At 68.1% G+C, this 17718-nt stretch carries 16 protein-coding genes; 10 read left to right on the top strand and 6 right to left on the bottom strand.

Annotated elements, in window-relative coordinates:
• The first annotated feature begins 2 nt into the window (after positions 1 to 2).
• Positions 3 to 521, top strand: coding sequence for a GNAT family N-acetyltransferase (locus tag AB6732_RS07105; protein WP_370959289.1), 519 nt, complete (start codon positions 3 to 5; stop codon positions 519 to 521).
• A 95-nt stretch (positions 522 to 616) separates the two neighbouring features.
• On the opposite strand, the gene AB6732_RS07100 is transcribed toward AB6732_RS07105, so the two are convergent.
• Genes AB6732_RS07100 through AB6732_RS07085 form a run of 4 tightly spaced genes read right to left on the bottom strand, consistent with a single transcriptional unit; the run spans position 617 to position 4460 of the window.
• Positions 617 to 1702, bottom strand: coding sequence for a glycosyltransferase family 4 protein (locus AB6732_RS07100; RefSeq protein ID WP_370959288.1), 1086 nt, complete (start codon positions 1700 to 1702; stop codon positions 617 to 619).
• The gene (locus tag AB6732_RS07095; protein ID WP_370959287.1) at positions 1699 to 2631 is read right to left on the bottom strand and encodes an alpha/beta fold hydrolase; all 933 of its coding nucleotides are present in this window, start codon (positions 2629 to 2631) and stop codon (positions 1699 to 1701) included. The genes AB6732_RS07100 and AB6732_RS07095 overlap by 4 nt, the downstream gene beginning before the upstream one ends.
• Positions 2631 to 3467, bottom strand: coding sequence for an aldo/keto reductase (locus tag AB6732_RS07090; protein ID WP_370959286.1), 837 nt, complete (start codon positions 3465 to 3467; stop codon positions 2631 to 2633). Before AB6732_RS07090 ends, AB6732_RS07095 begins: the two co-directional genes overlap by 1 nt.
• Positions 3468 to 3515: 48 nt before the next feature.
• The gene (locus tag AB6732_RS07085; protein WP_278269005.1) at positions 3516 to 4460 is read right to left on the bottom strand and encodes a sugar-binding transcriptional regulator; all 945 of its coding nucleotides are present in this window, start codon (positions 4458 to 4460) and stop codon (positions 3516 to 3518) included.
• 120 nt (positions 4461 to 4580) lie between these two features.
• Here AB6732_RS07085 and AB6732_RS07080 point away from each other — a divergent pair, with 120 nt between their 5' ends.
• The 9 genes from AB6732_RS07080 (at position 4581) to holA (ending at position 16531) form a co-directional block, all read left to right on the top strand.
• Entirely contained in the window at positions 4581 to 6338 is a 1758-nt protein-coding gene (locus tag AB6732_RS07080) for a glycerol-3-phosphate dehydrogenase/oxidase (RefSeq protein ID WP_370959285.1), read from the top strand.
• Positions 6339 to 6404: 66 nt separating this feature from the next.
• A complete protein-coding gene (locus AB6732_RS07075; RefSeq protein ID WP_370959284.1) occupies positions 6405 to 7154 on the top strand; it encodes an MIP/aquaporin family protein in 750 nt (249 codons plus the stop codon).
• 27 nt (positions 7155 to 7181) lie between these two features.
• On the top strand, positions 7182 to 8696 hold the full coding sequence (gene glpK / locus AB6732_RS07070; RefSeq protein WP_307496842.1) for a glycerol kinase GlpK: 1515 nt from the start codon (positions 7182 to 7184) through the stop codon (positions 8694 to 8696).
• Between the two features lie 323 nt (positions 8697 to 9019).
• Positions 9020 to 11530 carry a leucine--tRNA ligase gene (gene leuS, locus AB6732_RS07065; protein ID WP_370959283.1) on the top strand — a complete coding sequence of 837 codons (2511 nt, stop codon included), beginning with the start codon at positions 9020 to 9022 and terminating at the stop codon, positions 11528 to 11530.
• A 10-nt stretch (positions 11531 to 11540) separates the two neighbouring features.
• Positions 11541 to 12569: a DegV family protein gene (locus tag AB6732_RS07060; RefSeq protein WP_370959282.1), complete on the top strand. Its 1029-nt coding sequence runs from the start codon at positions 11541 to 11543 to the stop codon at positions 12567 to 12569.
• A 48-nt stretch (positions 12570 to 12617) separates the two neighbouring features.
• Positions 12618 to 13433: a helix-hairpin-helix domain-containing protein gene (locus AB6732_RS07055; protein ID WP_370959281.1), complete on the top strand. Its 816-nt coding sequence runs from the start codon at positions 12618 to 12620 to the stop codon at positions 13431 to 13433.
• A gap of 2 nt (positions 13434 to 13435) precedes the next feature.
• A complete protein-coding gene (locus AB6732_RS07050; RefSeq protein ID WP_370959280.1) occupies positions 13436 to 15211 on the top strand; it encodes a ComEC/Rec2 family competence protein in 1776 nt (591 codons plus the stop codon).
• Positions 15208 to 15417 carry a hypothetical protein gene (locus AB6732_RS07045; protein ID WP_370959279.1) on the top strand — a complete coding sequence of 70 codons (210 nt, stop codon included), beginning with the start codon at positions 15208 to 15210 and terminating at the stop codon, positions 15415 to 15417. The genes AB6732_RS07050 and AB6732_RS07045 overlap by 4 nt, the downstream gene beginning before the upstream one ends.
• A gap of 121 nt (positions 15418 to 15538) precedes the next feature.
• Positions 15539 to 16531: a DNA polymerase III subunit delta gene (holA, locus tag AB6732_RS07040; protein ID WP_370959278.1), complete on the top strand. Its 993-nt coding sequence runs from the start codon at positions 15539 to 15541 to the stop codon at positions 16529 to 16531.
• A 162-nt stretch (positions 16532 to 16693) separates the two neighbouring features.
• On the opposite strand, the gene rpsT is transcribed toward holA, so the two are convergent.
• Together rpsT and AB6732_RS07030 are read right to left on the bottom strand one after the other, a co-directional pair.
• Positions 16694 to 16954: a 30S ribosomal protein S20 gene (gene rpsT / locus AB6732_RS07035; RefSeq protein ID WP_307496850.1), complete on the bottom strand. Its 261-nt coding sequence runs from the start codon at positions 16952 to 16954 to the stop codon at positions 16694 to 16696.
• 164 nt (positions 16955 to 17118) lie between these two features.
• Positions 17119 to 17595 carry a type II toxin-antitoxin system PemK/MazF family toxin gene (locus AB6732_RS07030; RefSeq protein ID WP_370959277.1) on the bottom strand — a complete coding sequence of 159 codons (477 nt, stop codon included), beginning with the start codon at positions 17593 to 17595 and terminating at the stop codon, positions 17119 to 17121.
• Between the last annotated feature and the right edge of the window lie 123 nt (positions 17596 to 17718).

The raw sequence follows: 17718 nt of genomic DNA, 5'->3' as shown, positions 1-17718 counted from the left end.
CAGTGACCTTGACGATCACCCGACGACGGGATCCCGCAGCGGTCCGCCGCATCCTCGAGAGCCTGCCCGACTGGTTCGGCGACCCGGAAGCCGTCACGGCATACGCCGGAGCGGCGGCGGAGGACGAATACCTGAGCTTCTGCGTGGAGCGTGGTGGGGTCGGACAAGATCAGGCGGACCAGGATCAGGCAGGGCCAGTTCGCGAGGTCGTGGGCATCGCGCTGGTCCGGCGGCATTTCCCCGAGAGCGCGGAGCTGCACTTGATCGCGGTCTCTCCTGAAGTCCGGAGCCAGGGGGCTGGCCGGGAGCTCGTGGAGCACATCTCGCGGATGCTCAGTGAGGACGGCTGTCTCATGCTCACGGTGCATACGGTCGGGCCGTCGTTTCCCCACGAACCGTACGCGCAGACCAGGGCCTTCTATCGCCGTCTCGGCTTCATCCCCTTGGAAGAACACGAGAATCTGGACTGGCCGGGCCCGACGCTGATTCTGGTCCGGCCCCTCGGAGCCGCGGGAGCCTGACCCGCAGCGGATCGACCCACAGGAGCCTGCCCCCGGGACAACCTCCCCGGCAGCGTCCGCCACCGATTCACGGGCGGACGCGTAGCCTCCGGGTTTCAGCGGCTCCGCGAACCCCGGAGGCGCAGCACCTCCTCCGCCGCGGACAGGAGCTCCTGCGCCGAGCGGTCCCACGAGAAACGGGCCGCCTGCTCCAGCGAGGCGCGGCTGGCGGCCTGCCAGGCGCCGTCGTCCTCCAATGAGCGCACTGCGGCGGCGAAGGCGGCGGGGTCTTCGGCCGGCACATAGTGCGCGGCGTCCCCGCCGACTTCACGGAAGATCGGGGTGTCGGCGACCACGACGGGCGTTCCCAGCGACATCGCTTCGACCAGCGGGAGGCCGTAGCCCTCGGCCTTGGACAGCGTCACCAGCGCGGTGCAGCGGCGCAACAGGTCCTCGTACTCCTCGTCGGTGACGCCGTTGTGGAACACCACCTGCGCACCTTCCGGGATGAGGGCTTCGAGTTGAGCGCGTCGCTCCGGCTGCACACGGCTCATGAGCCGGAGCGTGTAGTCCGGCAGGGAGGCCATGCCGCGGATGAGCGTCTCGACGTTCTTGTACTCCATGAAGGAGCCCATGTAGACGAGCTCCTTCACGGGCGCGACGCCATCCGGCCGTGTGACCGCACCAGGCTGCGGGGCATTGCCCACGATCCGGATCGGGCGCTTGGTCAGCCGGAACTTCTCCATGAGGGACTCGGTGGTCCGGCTGATGGTCGCGACGACGTCGGCCCGGTTGAGCAGGACCCGCTGCGGCCAGTACGCCTTGTGGTACAGACGCCACAGGAATCGGACGGGTGCCGGAAGGAATCCCGGGGGAGCGGGGTGCTCGTAGTAGATCAGGTCGTGGAGCGTGAGGATGAGCCCGTACTTGCGGCCCCAGGAGCCCATGGTCTGCATGGGGCACACGACCACATCCGCGCCGAGTTTGTTCACCTCACGCGCCACGAAGAGCTCGAGGGGCGAGAGCGGGCTGCCGATCTTCACGTACGGGACGTCCGGGAGGAGCTTGAGCTGCCGTTCGTCACTGATCAGCATGGTCACGTCCGCCACCTTGGAACAGGCCTCGATGAGGCTGGCGCCGTAGCGGCTGATGCCGTCGTGGTGGTCGGTGCGGGTGAACCGGGCGTCGATCACCAGTTTCATGCGGGGTGCTCCTGGAGGAAGAGTTCGATCGAGTGGGCGGCGGCCTGCGGCGTCTCGTAGTGGATCAGATGCCCGACGCCGTCGATCACCACGAGCCGTGAGTCCGGCAGGATGTCGTGCAGTTTCTCCTGGGCGGGCAGCGGGGCGACCTCGTCGGTGGAGCCTGCGATCAGCAGGGTCGGCAGGGTGATCCGGTCCGCCACCTCGGTGACCGTGCCGGACACGGAGGCGCGGAAAGACTCAAGCAGGCTTTCCCGGCTGGCGAAGTCGCTGAAGTACGCGTCGTGCTGGGCGTGGATGAACCGGCGGAGGTCCTTCTGCCTGGTGCGGGCCATCGTGACGCTCATGACGCGGACGATCGCCGGATTGGCCAGCAGGGCCCGCCCGGCCCTCTCGGGCAGGGCGGCGGCGGCGCGGTAGTACGCGATTGCGAGCTTGGTGAGCAGCGCCTTGGGCCCTTCCAGGGCCGGCGCGGCGATGGGATTGATCAGGACCAACGGGGTGACCCTGCCCGGATACAGCGTCACGAAGCGGCTGCACACGAGGGAGCCGAAGGAGTGGCCGAGCAGGACGGTGTCGGGACCCAGATTCAGAGCCTCCATGAACTCCGCCACGAACCGCGCATAGCTCTCCAGTGAGTGCTCGCGGTCCTGGAACGCCTCTGAAGCGCCGAAACCGGGCAGGTCCGGGGTGATGAAGCGGTGGCCCGGCATCAGATCCACCAGACGCAGCAGGCCGTGGTGGTCACCTCGGAACCCGTGGATCACCAGGATGGTGCGGCTCGTGCCGGGGACCGGGTCCACGGCGGAGTGCTCCCAGTAGCGGGCGGGCCCTCCGGGCAGCTCCACGACCGCGGTGCGTTCCCGGTCCGCGAGGGCGGCGGAGATGAAGCCGGTGGTGTCGGGCAGGGGCTGGGTCTGGAGGTTCATCACTTCACCTGATCCGGGTGGGAACCACTGCGGAAGCCGCGGTCGAGACCGGCGATCCGGTCCAGATCCTCCTGGTCCAGGCTGAACCCGAAAAGGTCCGCGTTCTGCCGGATACGCTCGGCAGAGCTCGCCTTGGGGAAGACGACGATCCCTTCCTGGATCTGCCAGCGCAGGGCGATCTGTGCCACGCTCGTGCCATGCTTGCCCGCCAGGTCCACGAGCACGGGATCCTCCAGGAGCGCGCCGCGAGCCAGGGGGCTCCATGCCTCGGTCGTGATGCCGTGCTGGGCGTGGAAAGCCCGGAGTTCCCGCTGCTGGAGCCAGGGGTGCAGTTCCACCTGGTTCACGGCGGGCACGACGTCGCGTTCCTCGAGCACCCGTTCAAGGTGGTCCACCTGGAAGTTGGAGACGCCGATCGCCCGGACCCGGCCCTCGCGGTACAGGGTCTCCAGCGCACGGTAGGTCTCCAGGTACAGACCGCGGCCGGCCACGGGCCAGTGGATCAGGTAGAGGTCCAGAACGTCCAGCCCGAGCGCGATCATCGAGTCGTCGAAGGAGCGCAGCGTGGCGTCGTAGCCCTGCTGGTCGTTCCAGACCTTGCTCGTGATGAAGAAGTCGTCACGGCTCAGGCTGCCGTCCTCCAGCTGCGCGCCCAGGGCCCTGCCCAGGGCCAGCTCATTCCCGTACATCGCCGCGGTGTCGAAATGGCGGTATCCGGCGTCGACGGCGGCGGGAACCAGGTCCGCGACATCCTCCCCGGGGACCTTGTAGAGCCCGAATCCCAGCTGAGGGATCAGGACGCCGTTGTTCAGGGCGACGGAGGGGATGTGACTCATGCTCCTGACTCTACCGAAGGTGTCTCCACGAATCCGGGGGACGCGCGCTCAGCTGCCCACCAGGAGCCGGGCGGTCTTCTCGTCGAGGATGAGTTCGGTGACCAGTCCGGCGGCGAGTGCGCCCTTGAGCCCGTTGATCTTTCCCGGCCCGGAGACGACGCACACGCGGCGGGGCGCCCGGCGCAACTGTTCATGGCTGGGCCCGGTCGACCGGGCGTTGAGAGGGATGCCGTCGGTGGACCCGTCGGCGCGGAAGAACACGGTGGCCACATCGCCCACCACCTGGTGTTCGGCGAGGGATTCGAGGTCCCGGCGCTCCAGGTAGCCGCCGGCGTACACGTGGCTGGGGTATCCGGCGTCGATCCCGCCCACGCCGAACAGCGCCATCGTCATCCGGGACTGGAGGTCGAGCATGCGGGCCACACTGCGTTCCTTCCACATCGCCTCCCGCGTCTCGACGTGGTCGAAGAAGGCCGGCACCGGGAACTGCTCCACCTTGGCGCCGTAGGCACGACCGAAGCGGCGGAGGATCTCGCTCGAGTAGGAGATGCCGGTGGAGTGTGTGTTGCCGGCGCCGTTGAGCTGGACGATGACGCTGTTGTGGGTGGGCCGGCTGGTGAGGTGGCGGCTCACGGCGCTCATGGTCGCGCCCCACGCGACGCCGATGATCGAGTTGGAGTCGACGTGCGGGGTGATCGTCCGTGCGGCGTAGAGGGCGACGCGGTCGAGTGCTTCGGCCTCGCCGACGCTCGACGGGATGGGCACGACGTGGGCGTCCACCCCGAAGTGTTTTTTGATCAATTGTTCAAGCTCGGGCGCCATGTCCAGGCTGGAGCGCACCTGGATCTGCACGAGGCCGGTGTCCCGCGCGGCTGCCAGGAGACGTGAGACCGTGGAACGGGAGGTGCGCAGCTCCCGCGCGATCGCGTCCATGGTCAGGTCCTGCAGGTAGTAGAGCTGCGCGGCCTTCAGCACGTCGCCGTCCTTGCGCATGACACACCCTTCTGCACGTTTGTGCATTTTGCTTGACGGTAATTTTCAGACCTTCCAAGAATAGTGGGGACGACGCCGTCATGGCGTCTGGAACGACGTGAAACCCAGTCCGGAGAAGCAATGTCCACGCAGCAGAACGCATCCGCCAACACCCCCCAGACTCGCCAGGCCGTCGAGGCCATCGCCGCCAGGCCGACAGCGAAGGTGCTGATCGTCGGCGGAGGCATCAACGGTGTGGGCACTTTCCGGGACCTCGCGCTCCAGGGCGTGGACGTGGTCCTGGTGGAGCGCGGCGACTACTGTCAGGGCGCCTCGGGCGCGTCCTCCCACATGATCCACGGCGGCATCCGCTACCTGGAGAACGGCGAATTCCGCCTGGTCCAGGAGTCCGTGGTCGAGCGCAACCGTCTCATGAAGATCGCGCCCCACTATGTGAAGCCGCTCAAGACCACCATCCCGATCTTCAGCACCTTCTCCGGCATCCTCAGCGCCCCGATGCGCTTCCTGACCCACAAGCAGGGCAAGCCGAAGGAGCGCGGCGCCTTCCTCATCAAGCTCGGCCTGAGCCTCTATGACTCCTTCTCCCGCGACGGCGGCACCGTGCCCCGCCACCAGTTCCGCGGCCGCACCAAGGCCCTTGAGGAGCTGCCCCGCCTGAACCCGGGCATCAAGTACGCGGCCAGCTACTTCGACGCCTCCGTGCACAACCCGGAGCGCCTCACCCTGGACGTCCTCAACGACGGCCTCAAGGCCGGCGGTGACAAGGCCCGTGCCGCCAACTACCTCAGCGTCGTCGGCCCGGCGGAGGCCGCTCCCGGCGTCGTGCGTCTGCGTGATGAGCTGACCGGCGAGGAGTTCGACTTCAGCGCCGACATCGTGGTCAACGTCACGGGCGCCTGGGTGGACCAGAGCAACACTGCGCTGGGCGCTCCGACCACCTTCATGGGCGGCACCAAGGGTTCGCACATCGTCCTGGACCACCCGGAGCTGCTCGCCGCCACCGGTGGCCGCGAGATCTTCTTCGAGCACACCGACGGCCGCATCGTTCTGATCTACCCGATGGGCGACCGCGTCCTCGTGGGCACCACGGACATCAACGCGGACATGAACGAGGACGCCGTCTGCACCGACGAGGAGATCGACTACTTCTTCGACCTCGTGGCGCACGTCTTCCCGGACATCGCCGTGAGCCGCGACCAGATCGTCTACACCTTCTCCGGCGTCCGCCCGCTCCCGCGCCACGACGACACCGCACCGGGCTTCGTCTCCCGCGACTACCGCATCGAGAAGCGCGAGCAGGACTTCGGGGCTGTCCGCGCCACCGTGCTCAGCCTCGTGGGCGGCAAGTGGACCACCTTCCGCGCGCTCTCCGAGCACCTGGCCGATGAAGTGCTCGGCCTGATCGGCGTGCAGCGCAAGGTCTCCACGGCGAAGCTCTCCATCGGCGGCGGTGTCGGCTTCCCGGCCGACGACGCCGGTGTGCAGCAGTGGATCAAGCAGCGTCTGAACCCGGCGGCGGGGCTGGACGCGGCGCGCGTCGACGGTCTCCTCACCCGCTACGGCACCCGTGCCGACGACGTCATCGCGCACCTGGGCCAGGGGGAGGACCGCCTCCTGCACTCCACGCACGAACTGAGCGTCCGTGAACTTCACTGGATGGCGGAGCACGAGCAGATCGGCCACCTGGTGGACGTTCTCATCCGCCGCACCTCCCTCGCTTTCCGTGGCCTGGTCACGGGAGAACTCCTCCGCGAAACGGCCGAGGTCTTGTCAGAACCGCTTGGCTGGGACAAGGATCGAATCGTGGCGGAAATCAACCATGCAACCACTGTCCTGGAGCGTATGCACCTGGTCCAGCTGGACAGCCTGGTTGCCTAGCCCTTCGGGGCTACTTATCCACCGGGCGCTGGCCCGGTGTGTTCAGCACCTCTCAAGGAGTCAATGATGTCTCTTGGAATCGTCTTCCTTTCGGAAGTCTTCGGTACCGCAATGCTCACCCTCCTCGGCTGTGGCGTTGTCGCCAATACCGCGCTGAAGGGGACTAAGGGCAACAACACCGGGTTCCTCTTTGTGAACTTCGGCTGGGGCCTCGCGGTCTTCGCCGGCGTCTTCGTGGCAGCCAAGTCCGGCGCTCACCTGAACCCCGCCGTGACGCTCGGTATCGTCGCGTCAGGCAAGAGCGAGTTCGTTCCCGGCATCCCCGTGGACGCAGCATCCATCTTCACCTACCTGGGTGCGGAGCTGCTCGGCGCCTTCATCGGCGCCGTCGTCTGCTGGCTGGCCTACAAGCAGCACTTCGACGTGGAGCCGGACCCGGCCAACAAGCTGGGCACCTTCTCCACCGGGCCCGCGATCCGCAGCTACGGCTGGAACCTGGTCACGGAAATCATCGGCACCTTCGTGCTCGTGTTCGTGATCCTCTGCTTCGGCGGTTCGCCGAACGAACTCGGCCCGCTCGCCGTCGCGATGCTCGTGGTCGGTATCGGCGCCTCCCTCGGTGGCCCCACCGGCTACGCCATCAACCCGGCCCGTGACCTCGGCCCGCGCATCGCTCACGCCGTCCTGCCCATCAAGGGCAAGGGCAGCAGCGACTGGAGCTACGCCTGGGTCCCGATCGCCGGCCCCATCATCGGCGGCCTGCTCGCCGGCTGGGCGGCCCACCTGCCCATCGTGTTCACGGCTGTGGCCAAGTAGCCGGTCGAGAAGGAGAACGAGGAAGTCATGTCTGAATACGTCATCGCGATCGACCAGGGCACCACGAGCTCCCGTGCCATCATCTTCGACCACAGCGGGAACATCGTTTCCAGTGGCCAGATGGAGCACGAGCAGATCTTCCCGCACGCCGGGTGGGTCGAGCACGACGCCAAGGAGATCTGGAACAACACCCGTGAGGTCATCGGGAGCGCGCTGTCCAAGGCGAACCTGACCCGCCACGACATCGCCGCGGTCGGCATCACCAACCAGCGCGAGACCGCCGTGGTCTGGGACAAGAACACCGGCGAGCCCGTCTACAACGCCATCGTGTGGCAGGACACCCGCACCCAGTCGATCGTGGACGAGCTCGCGGCCGACGGCGGCGTCGAGCGCTTCAAGGAGAAGGTGGGCCTGCCCCTGGCGACCTACTTCTCCGGCACCAAGGTCAAGTGGATCCTCGACAACGTCGAGGGCGCCCGCGAGAAGGCCGAAGCAGGGGACCTCCTGTTCGGCACCACCGACTGCTGGGTTCTGTGGAACCTGACGGGCGGCGTCGACGGCGGCGTGCACGCCACGGACGTCACCAACGCCTCCCGCACCATGTTCATGGACCTGCAGACCCTCGAGTGGGATCAGGACATCCTGGACGCCTTCGGCGTTCCGGCCTCCATGCTCCCGGCCATCAAGTCCTCCTCCGAGGTCTACGGCCAGGTGCACACCTCGCAGCTGCTGCGCGAAGTGCCGGTGGCGGGCATCCTGGGCGACCAGCAGGCCGCGACCTTCGGCCAGGCGGCGTTCCAGGCCGGCGAGGCCAAGAACACCTACGGCACGGGCTGCTTCCTGATCTTCAACACGGACACCGAGATCGTGCACTCCAAGAACGGTCTGCTGACCACCCTGGGGTACAAGCTGGGGGACCAGCCGGCGCACTACGCGCTGGAAGGCTCCATCGCCGTCGCGGGTTCGCTGATCCAGTGGCTGCGCGACAACCTCGGGATGATCTCCACCGCTCCCGAGGTGGAGCAGCTGGCGGCTTCGGTCGAGGACAACGGTGGCGCGTACATCGTGCCGGCGTTCTCCGGTCTGTTCGCCCCGTACTGGCGTGCGGACGCCCGCGGTGCGATCGTCGGCCTGACCCGGTACGTCAACAAGGGCCACATCGCCCGCGCCGCGCTGGAGTCCACCGCGTTCCAGACCCGTGAGGTCCTGGACGCGGTCAACGCCGACTCCGGCGTGCCGCTGACGGAGCTCAAGGTCGACGGCGGCATGGTGGCCAACGAGGCCCTCATGCAGTTCCAGGCAGACATCCTCGGCGTGCCCGTGGTCCGTCCGAAGGTCACCGAGACCACCGCGCTGGGCGCCGCCTACGCGGCCGGCCTCGCCGTCGGCTTCTGGAAGGATCTCGGCGAGCTGTCCGCCAACTGGGGCGAGGACAAGCGCTGGGAGCCGCAGATGGACGCCGAAGAGCGCGACCGTCAGCTGCGCCTGTGGAAGAAGGCCGTGACCAAGTCCATGGACTGGGTCGACGAGGACGTCAAGTAAGTCCTCCGCCACGACGGAGAGAGGCCGCGCATCGCCCGCAGGGGCGGTGCGCGGCCTCTTTCGTGGTGCGGACCACCGTGCCGCGCAGCGGGGTGGAACCGTGCGGTAAAGTGGAGGGTATGCACGCAATCCTTCTGCTTAGCTAGCCGTCCCTCGGCGCCGCGTCCGCACACAGTTCCGACGTGGTGTTCCGATGTGGACGGCCGCCCCTTGAACCCTTCCGACAGCCGGGCTGTCGTCGCGGGTTGAGGGGCTTTTGTGTGTGTGGAGTGGATGAGCGTGGCTGGAACGATGCCGGAGCGCCGAAGGTGAGAGAGCAAAGAGTGAGCGTAGAAGCTGAACAGACCGTGGGCGGTGAGTCCGCGCGCGAGCGTGGCTATGACTTCGCCGCCATCGAGGCCGTGTGGGCCAAGGCCTGGGAGGAGAACCCCCAGTTCGCCCCCCTCGACGACGGATCGCGCGAACGCCGCTACGTCCTGGATATGTTCCCGTACCCGTCCGGCGACCTCCACATGGGCCATGCCGAGGCCTTCGCCATGGGTGACGTGGTGTCCCGGTACTGGCGCCTGAAGGGCTACGACGTCCTACACCCCATCGGCTGGGACTCCTTCGGCCTGCCCGCCGAGAACGCTGCGATCAAGCGCAACGCCCACCCGAGCGAGTGGACTTACACCAACATCGACACCCAGGCCGCGTCCTTCAAACGGTACGCCATCTCCGCGGACTGGACCCGTCGTCTGCAGACCTCGGACCCCGAGTACTACCGCTGGACCCAGTGGCTGTTCAAGCGCTTCTACGAGAAGGGCCTGGCCTACCGCAAGGACTCTCCCGTCAACTGGTGCCCGAAGGACCAGACGGTCCTGGCCAACGAACAGGTCATCAACGGCGCCTGCGAGCGGTGCGGCACCCCGGTGACGAAGAAGTCCCTGAACCAGTGGTACTTCAAGATCACCGATTACGCGCAGCGGCTGCTCGATGACATGGACCAGCTGGAGGGCCACTGGCCCGAGCGTGTGCTGGCCATGCAGAAGAACTGGATCGGCCGCTCCGAAGGCGCCCACGTGCGCTTCGTGATCGAAGCAGCGGGGGACAAGCCCGAGCGCGAGACCACCGTCTTCACCACCCGTCCGGACACGCTGTACGGCGCCACGTTCTTCGTCGTGGCCGCGGATTCCGATCTGGCGGTCGAGCTGGTCGCCCCGAAGCACGCGGAGGCCCTGGACGCCTACCGCGAGCAGGTCAAGGCACTCTCCGAGATCGAGCGCCAGTCCACCGAGCGCCCCAAGACCGGTGTGTTCACGGGCCGCTACGCGATCAACCCGCTCAACGGCGAGAAGCTGCCCGTGTGGGCCGCCGACTACGTCCTGGCCGACTACGGCACCGGAGCGATCATGGCCGTTCCCGCGCACGATCAGCGTGACCTGGACTTCGCCAAGGCATTCGGCATCCCCGTCCGCCCCGTGCTGGAGACCGGCGAGGAGAACCCGGCGGAGACCGGCGTCGCGGCCACCGGCGAAGGCACGCTCATCAACTCCGGTGAGCTGGACGGCCTGAGCAAGGCCGAAGCCATTCCGGCCGCCATCGCCATCCTGGAGCGCCTGGGAACCGGTGAGGGCTATGTGAACTTCCGCCTGCGCGACTGGCTGCTGAGCCGTCAGCGCTTCTGGGGCACGCCGATCCCGATCATCCACTGCGAATCCTGCGGTGAGGTGCCCGTGCCGGACGAGGACCTGCCGGTCCGCCTCCCGGACGATCTGCGCGGTGAGGACCTGGCGCCCAAGGGCACGTCGCCGCTGGCCGCGGCCGAGGCATGGGTCAACGTCACCTGCCCTGAGTGCGGGGGACCGGCGCGCCGAGACAGCGACACCATGGACACCTTCGTGGATTCCTCCTGGTACTTCCTGCGGTTCACCTCGCCGGACTACACCGAGGGTCCCTTCGATCCGGAGGCTGTCAACACCTGGATGCCGGTCGGCCAGTACGTGGGCGGCGTCGAGCACGCCATCCTCCACCTGCTGTACTCCCGCTTCTTCACCAAGGTCATCCATGACCTGGGCATGCTGGAGACCACGGAGCCCTTCACCGCGCTCCTGAACCAGGGACAGGTGCTCAACGGCGGCAAAGCCATGAGCAAGTCGCTGGGCAACGGCGTGGACCTGAGTGAGCAGCTGGACAAGTTCGGTGTCGACGCCGTGCGCCTCACCATGGTGTTCGCCTCCCCGCCGGAGGACGACGTCGACTGGGCCGACGTCTCGCCGTCCGGCTCGGCGAAGTTCCTGGCCCGCGCCTGGCGCCTCGCGCAGGACGTCACCAGCGAGCCGGGTGCGGCCCCGGAGCAGGGCGACAAGGCTCTGCGTGCCGTGACGCACCGGACCATCGCCGACGCCGAGGAGCTGCTGGCCGCGAACAAGTTCAACGTGGTGGTGGCCCGCCTCATGGAGCTGGTCAACGCGACCCGCAAGGTGATCGACTCCGGGGCCGGCGCCGCGGATCCCGCGGTGCGGGAGGCCTCCGAGACCGTGGCCGTCATCCTGTCCCTGTTCGCGCCCTACACGGCGGAGGACATGTGGAGCCTGCTGGGCCGTGAGCCGTTCGTGGCGAACGCCGCGTGGCCGTCCTTCGACCCGGCCCTCCTCGTCCAGGACACGGCGACCGCCGTCGTTCAGGTCCAGGGCAAGGTCCGCGACCGCCTCGAGGTGCCCGCCGACATCACCGAGGACGCCCTGCGTGAGCTGGCGCTGGCCTCGGAGAACGTGCAGCGGATCCTCGACGGCCGGGACATCCGGACCGTCATCGTGCGGGCGCCCAAGCTCGTGAACATCGTCCCCGCCTAGGCCGGACGAGATGCCGGAGCCGGGGGCCGGGACCTGGGGACGCTTGCTGGAGCGTCTCGAGGCTCTCCGTGCCCTCGGCTCTTCGGGTTTCAAGGGCGGACGTGCGGAGGGCCGCGCCGGACGCGCCCGGAAGCCCGTCGCGCCGCCGGTGCGGGTCGCCGTCGTGACCGATTCCGCGGCTGCTCTTCCGCAAGCGTGGCTGGACCAGGCGCCGGACTGGTTCCGGCACGTGCCCATGCCGGTGATGGTGGGGGAGGAGATCTACTCTTCCGCGGATCTCGCCGAGGGTGAAGAGCGTGTGGCGGAGCGGCTCAGCCTGGCCCTGGCGATGGGGGAGACGGTCCGCACCTCACGGCCGTCGCCGGCCACGCTGGCCGCGGCCTATCGGGACCTTGAGGCGGCCGGGTACTCGGCCATCCTGTCCGTGCACCTTTCCGCGGAGCTCTCGGGAACCGTTGACGCCGCGCGCATCGCGGCCGCCGAATGCGGGGTCCCGGTGCACGTGCTCGACTCCCGGACCGCCGCCATGTGCCAGGGCTTCGCCGTCCAGACGGCGTGCGGGCTGGCCGGCCAGGGGGCGCCTCTGGAGCTCGTGGCCGCCGGGGCCGAGGCCTCCCTGGCCGGAAGCACCGTCCACTTCTACGTTCCCTCCCTGGAACAGCTCCGCCGGGGCGGAAGGATCGGCAACGCTGCGTCCTGGCTGGGCACTGTGCTGGCCATCAAGCCCATCCTCGGCGTCGCCGGTGGCAAAGTGGTGCCGGTGGAGAGGGTCCGCTCCGCCGCGCGTGCATTGGCCCGGCTGGAGGACGTGGCGGGCGCCGCGGCGAAGAGCATCCCGGAGGAATCGCTCGGACTCGCGGTCCATCACTTCGGCTCACCCCAGGCCGCCTCAGAGCTGGCCGGACGTCTGACTGAGGCTTTCCCGGCCGCGCCTCCCGTGGTGATCAGCACCCTCCCGCCCGTGCTGGCGGCCCATGTGGGACTCGGCGTCCTGGCGATCGTCAGTGCACAACTGCCCCCGCGGGAGTTGTCCGCATAAACCTTCCCGCGCCCGTTCCAGGAGGACGTGCCGCAGTAGCTTCGGGAGATGACCTCGTCCGATGCCCAGGGTCGCCTGGAACGGATCCTCCCGGAGCCGCCCGGCGTCGCCGATCCGGCCTCTCCGGAACCGGCGCTCACTCTCGCCGACCGCCGGCGGCTTCATCGCCGTGGCCGCTTCCGCTGGCGGATCAGTCTCAGGGCCCTGACGACGACGGCGCTGTGCCTCGTCGCGCTGCTGGGCGCCTGGTGGGCGGTCACGGCCTCGGCCCCGGGTCAGTCGGTCCCGGAGCCTCCACCCGCGCCGCACGGCACTGTGGCGCCCCTCCGTTCCACGCCCTCGGCCCGGCCCTCGGGTGCGGAAACCCCCGACTCTGCCGGGACGTCCGCCCCGCTCGTCGTGCACGTCTCCGGCGCCGTGAGGCATCCTGGCATCGTCCGGCTGCCCGCCGGCGCACGGGTGTTTCAGGCCATCGAGAAGGCCGGCGGGGCGTTGGACACCGCGGAGCTGGACGCATTGAACCTGGCAGAACCGCTCCAGGACGGTCACAAGGTCCATGTTCCGCAGCAGGGTGAAAGCGCGGCGGGGCCCGGGGACGGCCAGGCCGGGGGCGCCGGGGTGGCCGGCGAGACCAGAAACTCCGAGCAGCCCCGTGGGAGCCAGGCCGCCCCCGTGCACCTCAACACGGCCTCGGAAGAGCAGCTCATGACCTTGCCACGGGTCGGGAAGGTGCTCGCGGACCGGATCATCGCGTGGCGGGAACAGCACGGATCCTTCACGAAGATCGAGGACCTGGACGCGGTGGACGGCATCGGGCCGCGGCTTCTGGAGCAGCTGACGCCTTTGATCGTGCTCGACGGCTGACCATGGACGTTGCGGATTTCCTGAAGCGTGCCGGGCCGGGCGCGGCACGGTGGCTCGCTGCCGCGCGCGCGGCGTTTCGCGCCCACGACAAGCAGGTGGAAAGGCGTCTCCTGCTCCGGGAGGCGGCTCACGACGTGCGGCTGGTCCCCGCGCTCTGCCTGCTGTGGACGGTGGGCGCGGTGACCGCGGCCCGCAATGATGCACTGTTGCGCCTCCTGGCCGTCATGGGGGCGGTGCTGCTCGGCGCCGTCGGGCTGTGCTGGTTTCTTCTCACTCGGTTTGATTCCTCCCGGCGACGGTGCTCGGCGTCGCCTTCGCCGCGGAGCAGGAGCATCGGGGCGTGCCTGGTTCTCGCGACCGTCGCGGCCCTGGTGGGCTGCGTCCTCGGCCTCGCGCGGATGGCCGACCCTGGTTCTCGTCACGTGTGGGACGAGATGCGGGACCGCCAGGCGATCAGTGTCATCGCCCAGGTCGCAGGGCATCCCGAGGCGCTCCCGCCGGGCTTCGGTCAGGTGCCGGATCCTCGACCGCAAGATGCTGCCGGCGCGCAGGAGGCCTCGCCGTGCAGACAGGGTTGCCGGTTCATCGCGCGGCTCCAGCGGATCCGCCACGGGGCGACGTGGCAGGGCCTGGATCTTCCGGTCGACGTCCAGTGCCAGGGTGTCTGCGCTGCGGTCCGTTACGGGCAGGAACTGGAGCTGACGCTCCGGGTCAAGGAACGGGACGGGCGCCCGGGGTCGCTGTCCGGAACGGCCGTGGGGAGGCCCCGGCTGGTGACGGCCCCGTCGGTCTTCGAAGATGCCGTGTCGCGGCTCCGGCAGGAATTCCTCGAGAGAAGCCGCGCCATTCCGGGTGAGCCGGGCGCCTTGCTCGACGGTATGGTGATCGGTGACCGCGGCCGCCAGACGCCGGAGTCCGCGGCCGTGATGGCCACCACAGGCCTGACACACCTGACCGCGGTCTCCGGCGCGAATTGCAGTGTGGTGTTCGCCTCCGTGGTGCTGATGCTGCGGAGCTTGCGGGTGGGCCGTGCGGTCGTGATGGTGCTGTCCATACTCTCCCTGGCGGCGTTTGGTGCGTTGGTGGGGCCGGACTCGAGTGTCTTGCGGGCGGTGGTGATGTCCGCTGCGGGTCTGACGGTCATGATGAGCGGTCATCAGGGCCGAGGGCTTCCGCTGTTGTGTGTGAGCGCTTCGGGTCTCTTGCTGGCCGAGCCGTGGCTGGCCTGGGACCTGGGGTTCGCGCTGTCGGTGGTGGCGACGGCGGGGATCCTGGTCTCTGCTCAGGGCCTGGCCCGCTGGCTGGCTCGGTGGATGCCGTATGTGGTGGCGCTGGGACTGGCGATTCCCTTGGCCGCGAACCTGGCCTGTGCGCCGCTGCTCGTGCTGATCCAGCCGCAGCTGACGCCGTATTCGATGCTCGCCAACGCGCTGACGGCTCCTTTGGTGGCCCCGGTGACATTGTTGGGCACGGCGGCTCTGGTTCTGGCCGTGGTGCCGGGTCCGGTCAGCGGGATCCTGGTCGGCTGGACCGGGGTGGCGACGCGGGGGATCTGGATGATCGCACAGGGAGTGGGCAGCATGCCTGGAGCTCTCGTGGACTGGCCTCCGGGGGCTCTGGGGCTGATCACGATGACGGCGTTCGGGGCATGTCAGGTGGGGTTGCTGTGGGTGGTCGCCCATCCGCGGGCGGTCCTGGGTTTCTACCGTCGGGTTCATGCATTCCTGCGAGACGGGAGGGCCCGGGCCTCGCCAAAGGTGGATAGGGTGCAATCATGACTCATCGTGACGAGAACAGCCCTCTGCGCGCCGCCCTGAACGCCATCGACGCGGCCCACCCTCTGGTGGCTCCGATGAACGGAAACGTGCAGCTCATCCTTCCTCGGCTTGATCGCATGGAAGCCAAGGACGCCTACGTGATCGAATACCTCGAATATCTGGAGCGGAGGATCGCCGAGCTGGAATCCCGGTTGAGCGACGGCTGAGACAGCACTGGACCGGTTTCGGATCACGGCCGCGAACCCCTCGCCGCGAGGCCTCGCCCGCCCCGGTCACGATACGATGCTGAGGAGCCGACAAGCCGAAAACAGCAGGGAGATCACCTCGATGGCGAAGGCCGCCGCATCCACCGCCTTGAACTGGCGAGACATCCAGCCCGCACCGCTGATCCTCCTCTCCGGCCCCGAGGAGTACTTCGCCCAGCGTGCCCGGGATCTGCTGCGCAGCCAGCTCCGTCAGGTGCACCCGGATCTGGAGCTGACCACCTTCGACGCCTCGGAATACCAGCCCGGGGCGCTCCTGATGGCGTGCAGTCCGTCACTGTTCGGCGAATTCAAACTCATCGAGGTGTCCAGGCTGGAAGCCATGAACGACGCCTTCCTCACCGACGCACTCGAGCTGGCCGTATCAGGGGCGGAGGACGCCGTCGTCGTGCTGCGGCATGGCGGCGGCAACCGGGGCAAGAAGCTGCTGGACGCCGTGAAATCCCGTTGGCCCGTCGTCGATTGCCAGCCGCTGAAGCGTGACACCGACAAGAACGCCTTCGTCACCTCTGAGTTCCGGGCGGCGAGCCGTCGCATTGAAGGTCCCGCCGTGGTGGCACTGGTCAACGCCGTCGGCTCTCAGACGGCCGAACTGGCCGCGGCGTGTGTCCAGCTCATCGAAGACACCACGGGCACGGTCACTGCGGACGACGTGGAGAAGTACTACGGCGGCCGGATCGAGGCGACTTCCTTCAAGGTCGCCGACGCCGCCCTCGCCGGCGATGCGGCCGGGGCCCTCGCGACCCTGCGGTACGCCCTGGACTCCGGCGCGGACCCCGTGCCGCTCGTCGCCGCGCTGGCCGCCAAGCTGCGCACCCTCGCCCGTGTCGCGGGCAGCCGCGGCTCCGCCGCCCAGGTGGCGCGTGATCTGGGAATGCAGCCGTGGCTCGTGGAGCAGGCCCAACGGGATGTCCGCCGCTGGACGCCGGAACAGCTGAGACTCTGTGTCCGCGCGGTGGCCGAGGCCGATGCTCAGGTGAAGGGCCTGTCCCGGGATCCGGTGTACGCCGTCGAGCGCGTGGTGCACTTGGTGGCCTCGTCCGTCCAGAGCCGTTGAGGACGGGGCGTCGCCCGCCGACGGCGGCGTCCCGGATCGTGGGACACAAGAGTCAGAAGTCGTGACGCTTAACGCAAGAGTGGCCGGTCCCTGGGGGACCGGCCACTCCGAAGCAAGTGAGGTGTCAGCCTGTCGCGTCAGCGATCGGCCGCAGCGGTTCTCTTAGAGAGCGCTGACCTTCTTGTTGATCGCGGACTTGCGGTTGGCAGCGTTGTTCTTGTGAATGACGCCCTTGCTGACAGCCTTGTCCAGCTTACGGCTGGCCGCCTTCACGGCGGACTCAGCGGCATCCTTGTTACCAGCCTCAACCGCCTCGTTGACGGTCTTGATGAGGGTCTTGAGCTCAGACTTGACAGCGACGTTGCGCTGGCGAGCCTTCTCGTTGGTGAGGATGCGCTTCTTCTGAGACTTGATGTTAGCCACTTAGTGAACTCTCTTGTAATGACGGATGGGTCTAGAGGGCGTCAGATTGGCCATTGACTGAGCGGCGTGGGGATGCCTATGGCAGCCAATCATCAGTGTCCGTCGACCTGTGCGGACACACAGCAAATGATTTTAGCAGAATCACGGCCTCGATGGCCAAAAACTCAGTGCCCGGCGCGGCGGAGGCCCTCGCTGACCTGGGCGAATCGCCGCCTGTCGAGCACTGCGCCTTCGCGGCGGATCGCGGCAGGATTGACACGCACCACGCGGTTGACCTTGACTTCACTCGGCCGGCCTTCGCGATCCCACGGACCGGATCCGATGTCCACATAGGCCGCGTCACGATGCGTGCCGTTGTTCCGGTCTTTGGACGTCAGCATGAGGCCGAGCAGCCACGGGCCGTCCTCGCCCACCAGGAGAACGGGCCGGTCCTTGCCCTGCCGGTGGTCCTCTTCATAGGGGACCCAGGTCCACACGATCTCGCCCGGATCGGCCCGTTCATCGGCCCGCGGTGAGTAGCGCACCGCGACGACGCCGGGGTAGTCGCCGGGATATCCGGCGGGCGCAGCGCGCCGCACACCGGGTGCGCGGCGCGGCGTGGCGCCGAGCAACCTGAGGATGCGTGAGAAGAAGCCGGCCATGTGGTCCAGCGTACCCAGGAAGACCGGCGCGGCGGTGGGGGAGGACGTGAGGAGAAGTGCTCCGAAACGTGGGACAATGGTGGATCTGACCCCTCGGTCCTGTTCCGCATGCCCGGTTTCGCG

The organism is Arthrobacter sp. RCC_34 (genome assembly GCF_041360795.1).
Taxonomy (GTDB): domain Bacteria; phylum Actinomycetota; class Actinomycetes; order Actinomycetales; family Micrococcaceae; genus Arthrobacter_E.
The sequence above is the reverse complement of the archived record's forward strand: the minus strand, read 5'-3'. Positions and strand labels throughout refer to the sequence as shown.

Excerpts from the sequence above, each read along its gene's own strand:
- AB6732_RS07100 (WP_370959288.1), bottom strand. The coding sequence starts at position 1,702 with ATGAAACTGGTGATCGACGCCCGGTTCACCCGCACCGACCACCACGAC.
- AB6732_RS07095 (WP_370959287.1), bottom strand. The coding sequence starts at position 2,631 with ATGAACCTCCAGACCCAGCCCCTGCCCGACACCACCGGCTTCATCTCC.
- AB6732_RS07090 (WP_370959286.1), bottom strand. The coding sequence starts at position 3,467 with ATGAGTCACATCCCCTCCGTCGCCCTGAACAACGGCGTCCTGATCCCT.
- AB6732_RS07085 (WP_278269005.1), bottom strand. The coding sequence starts at position 4,460 with ATGCGCAAGGACGGCGACGTGCTGAAGGCCGCGCAGCTCTACTACCTG.
- AB6732_RS07080 (WP_370959285.1), top strand. The coding sequence starts at position 4,581 with ATGTCCACGCAGCAGAACGCATCCGCCAACACCCCCCAGACTCGCCAG.
- AB6732_RS07075 (WP_370959284.1), top strand. The coding sequence starts at position 6,405 with ATGTCTCTTGGAATCGTCTTCCTTTCGGAAGTCTTCGGTACCGCAATG.
- glpK (WP_307496842.1), top strand. The coding sequence starts at position 7,182 with ATGTCTGAATACGTCATCGCGATCGACCAGGGCACCACGAGCTCCCGT.
- AB6732_RS07060 (WP_370959282.1), top strand. The coding sequence starts at position 11,541 with ATGCCGGAGCCGGGGGCCGGGACCTGGGGACGCTTGCTGGAGCGTCTC.
- AB6732_RS07055 (WP_370959281.1), top strand. The coding sequence starts at position 12,618 with ATGACCTCGTCCGATGCCCAGGGTCGCCTGGAACGGATCCTCCCGGAG.
- AB6732_RS07050 (WP_370959280.1), top strand. The coding sequence starts at position 13,436 with ATGGACGTTGCGGATTTCCTGAAGCGTGCCGGGCCGGGCGCGGCACGG.
- AB6732_RS07045 (WP_370959279.1), top strand. The coding sequence starts at position 15,208 with ATGACTCATCGTGACGAGAACAGCCCTCTGCGCGCCGCCCTGAACGCC.
- holA (WP_370959278.1), top strand. The coding sequence starts at position 15,539 with ATGGCGAAGGCCGCCGCATCCACCGCCTTGAACTGGCGAGACATCCAG.
- AB6732_RS07030 (WP_370959277.1), bottom strand. The coding sequence starts at position 17,595 with ATGGCCGGCTTCTTCTCACGCATCCTCAGGTTGCTCGGCGCCACGCCG.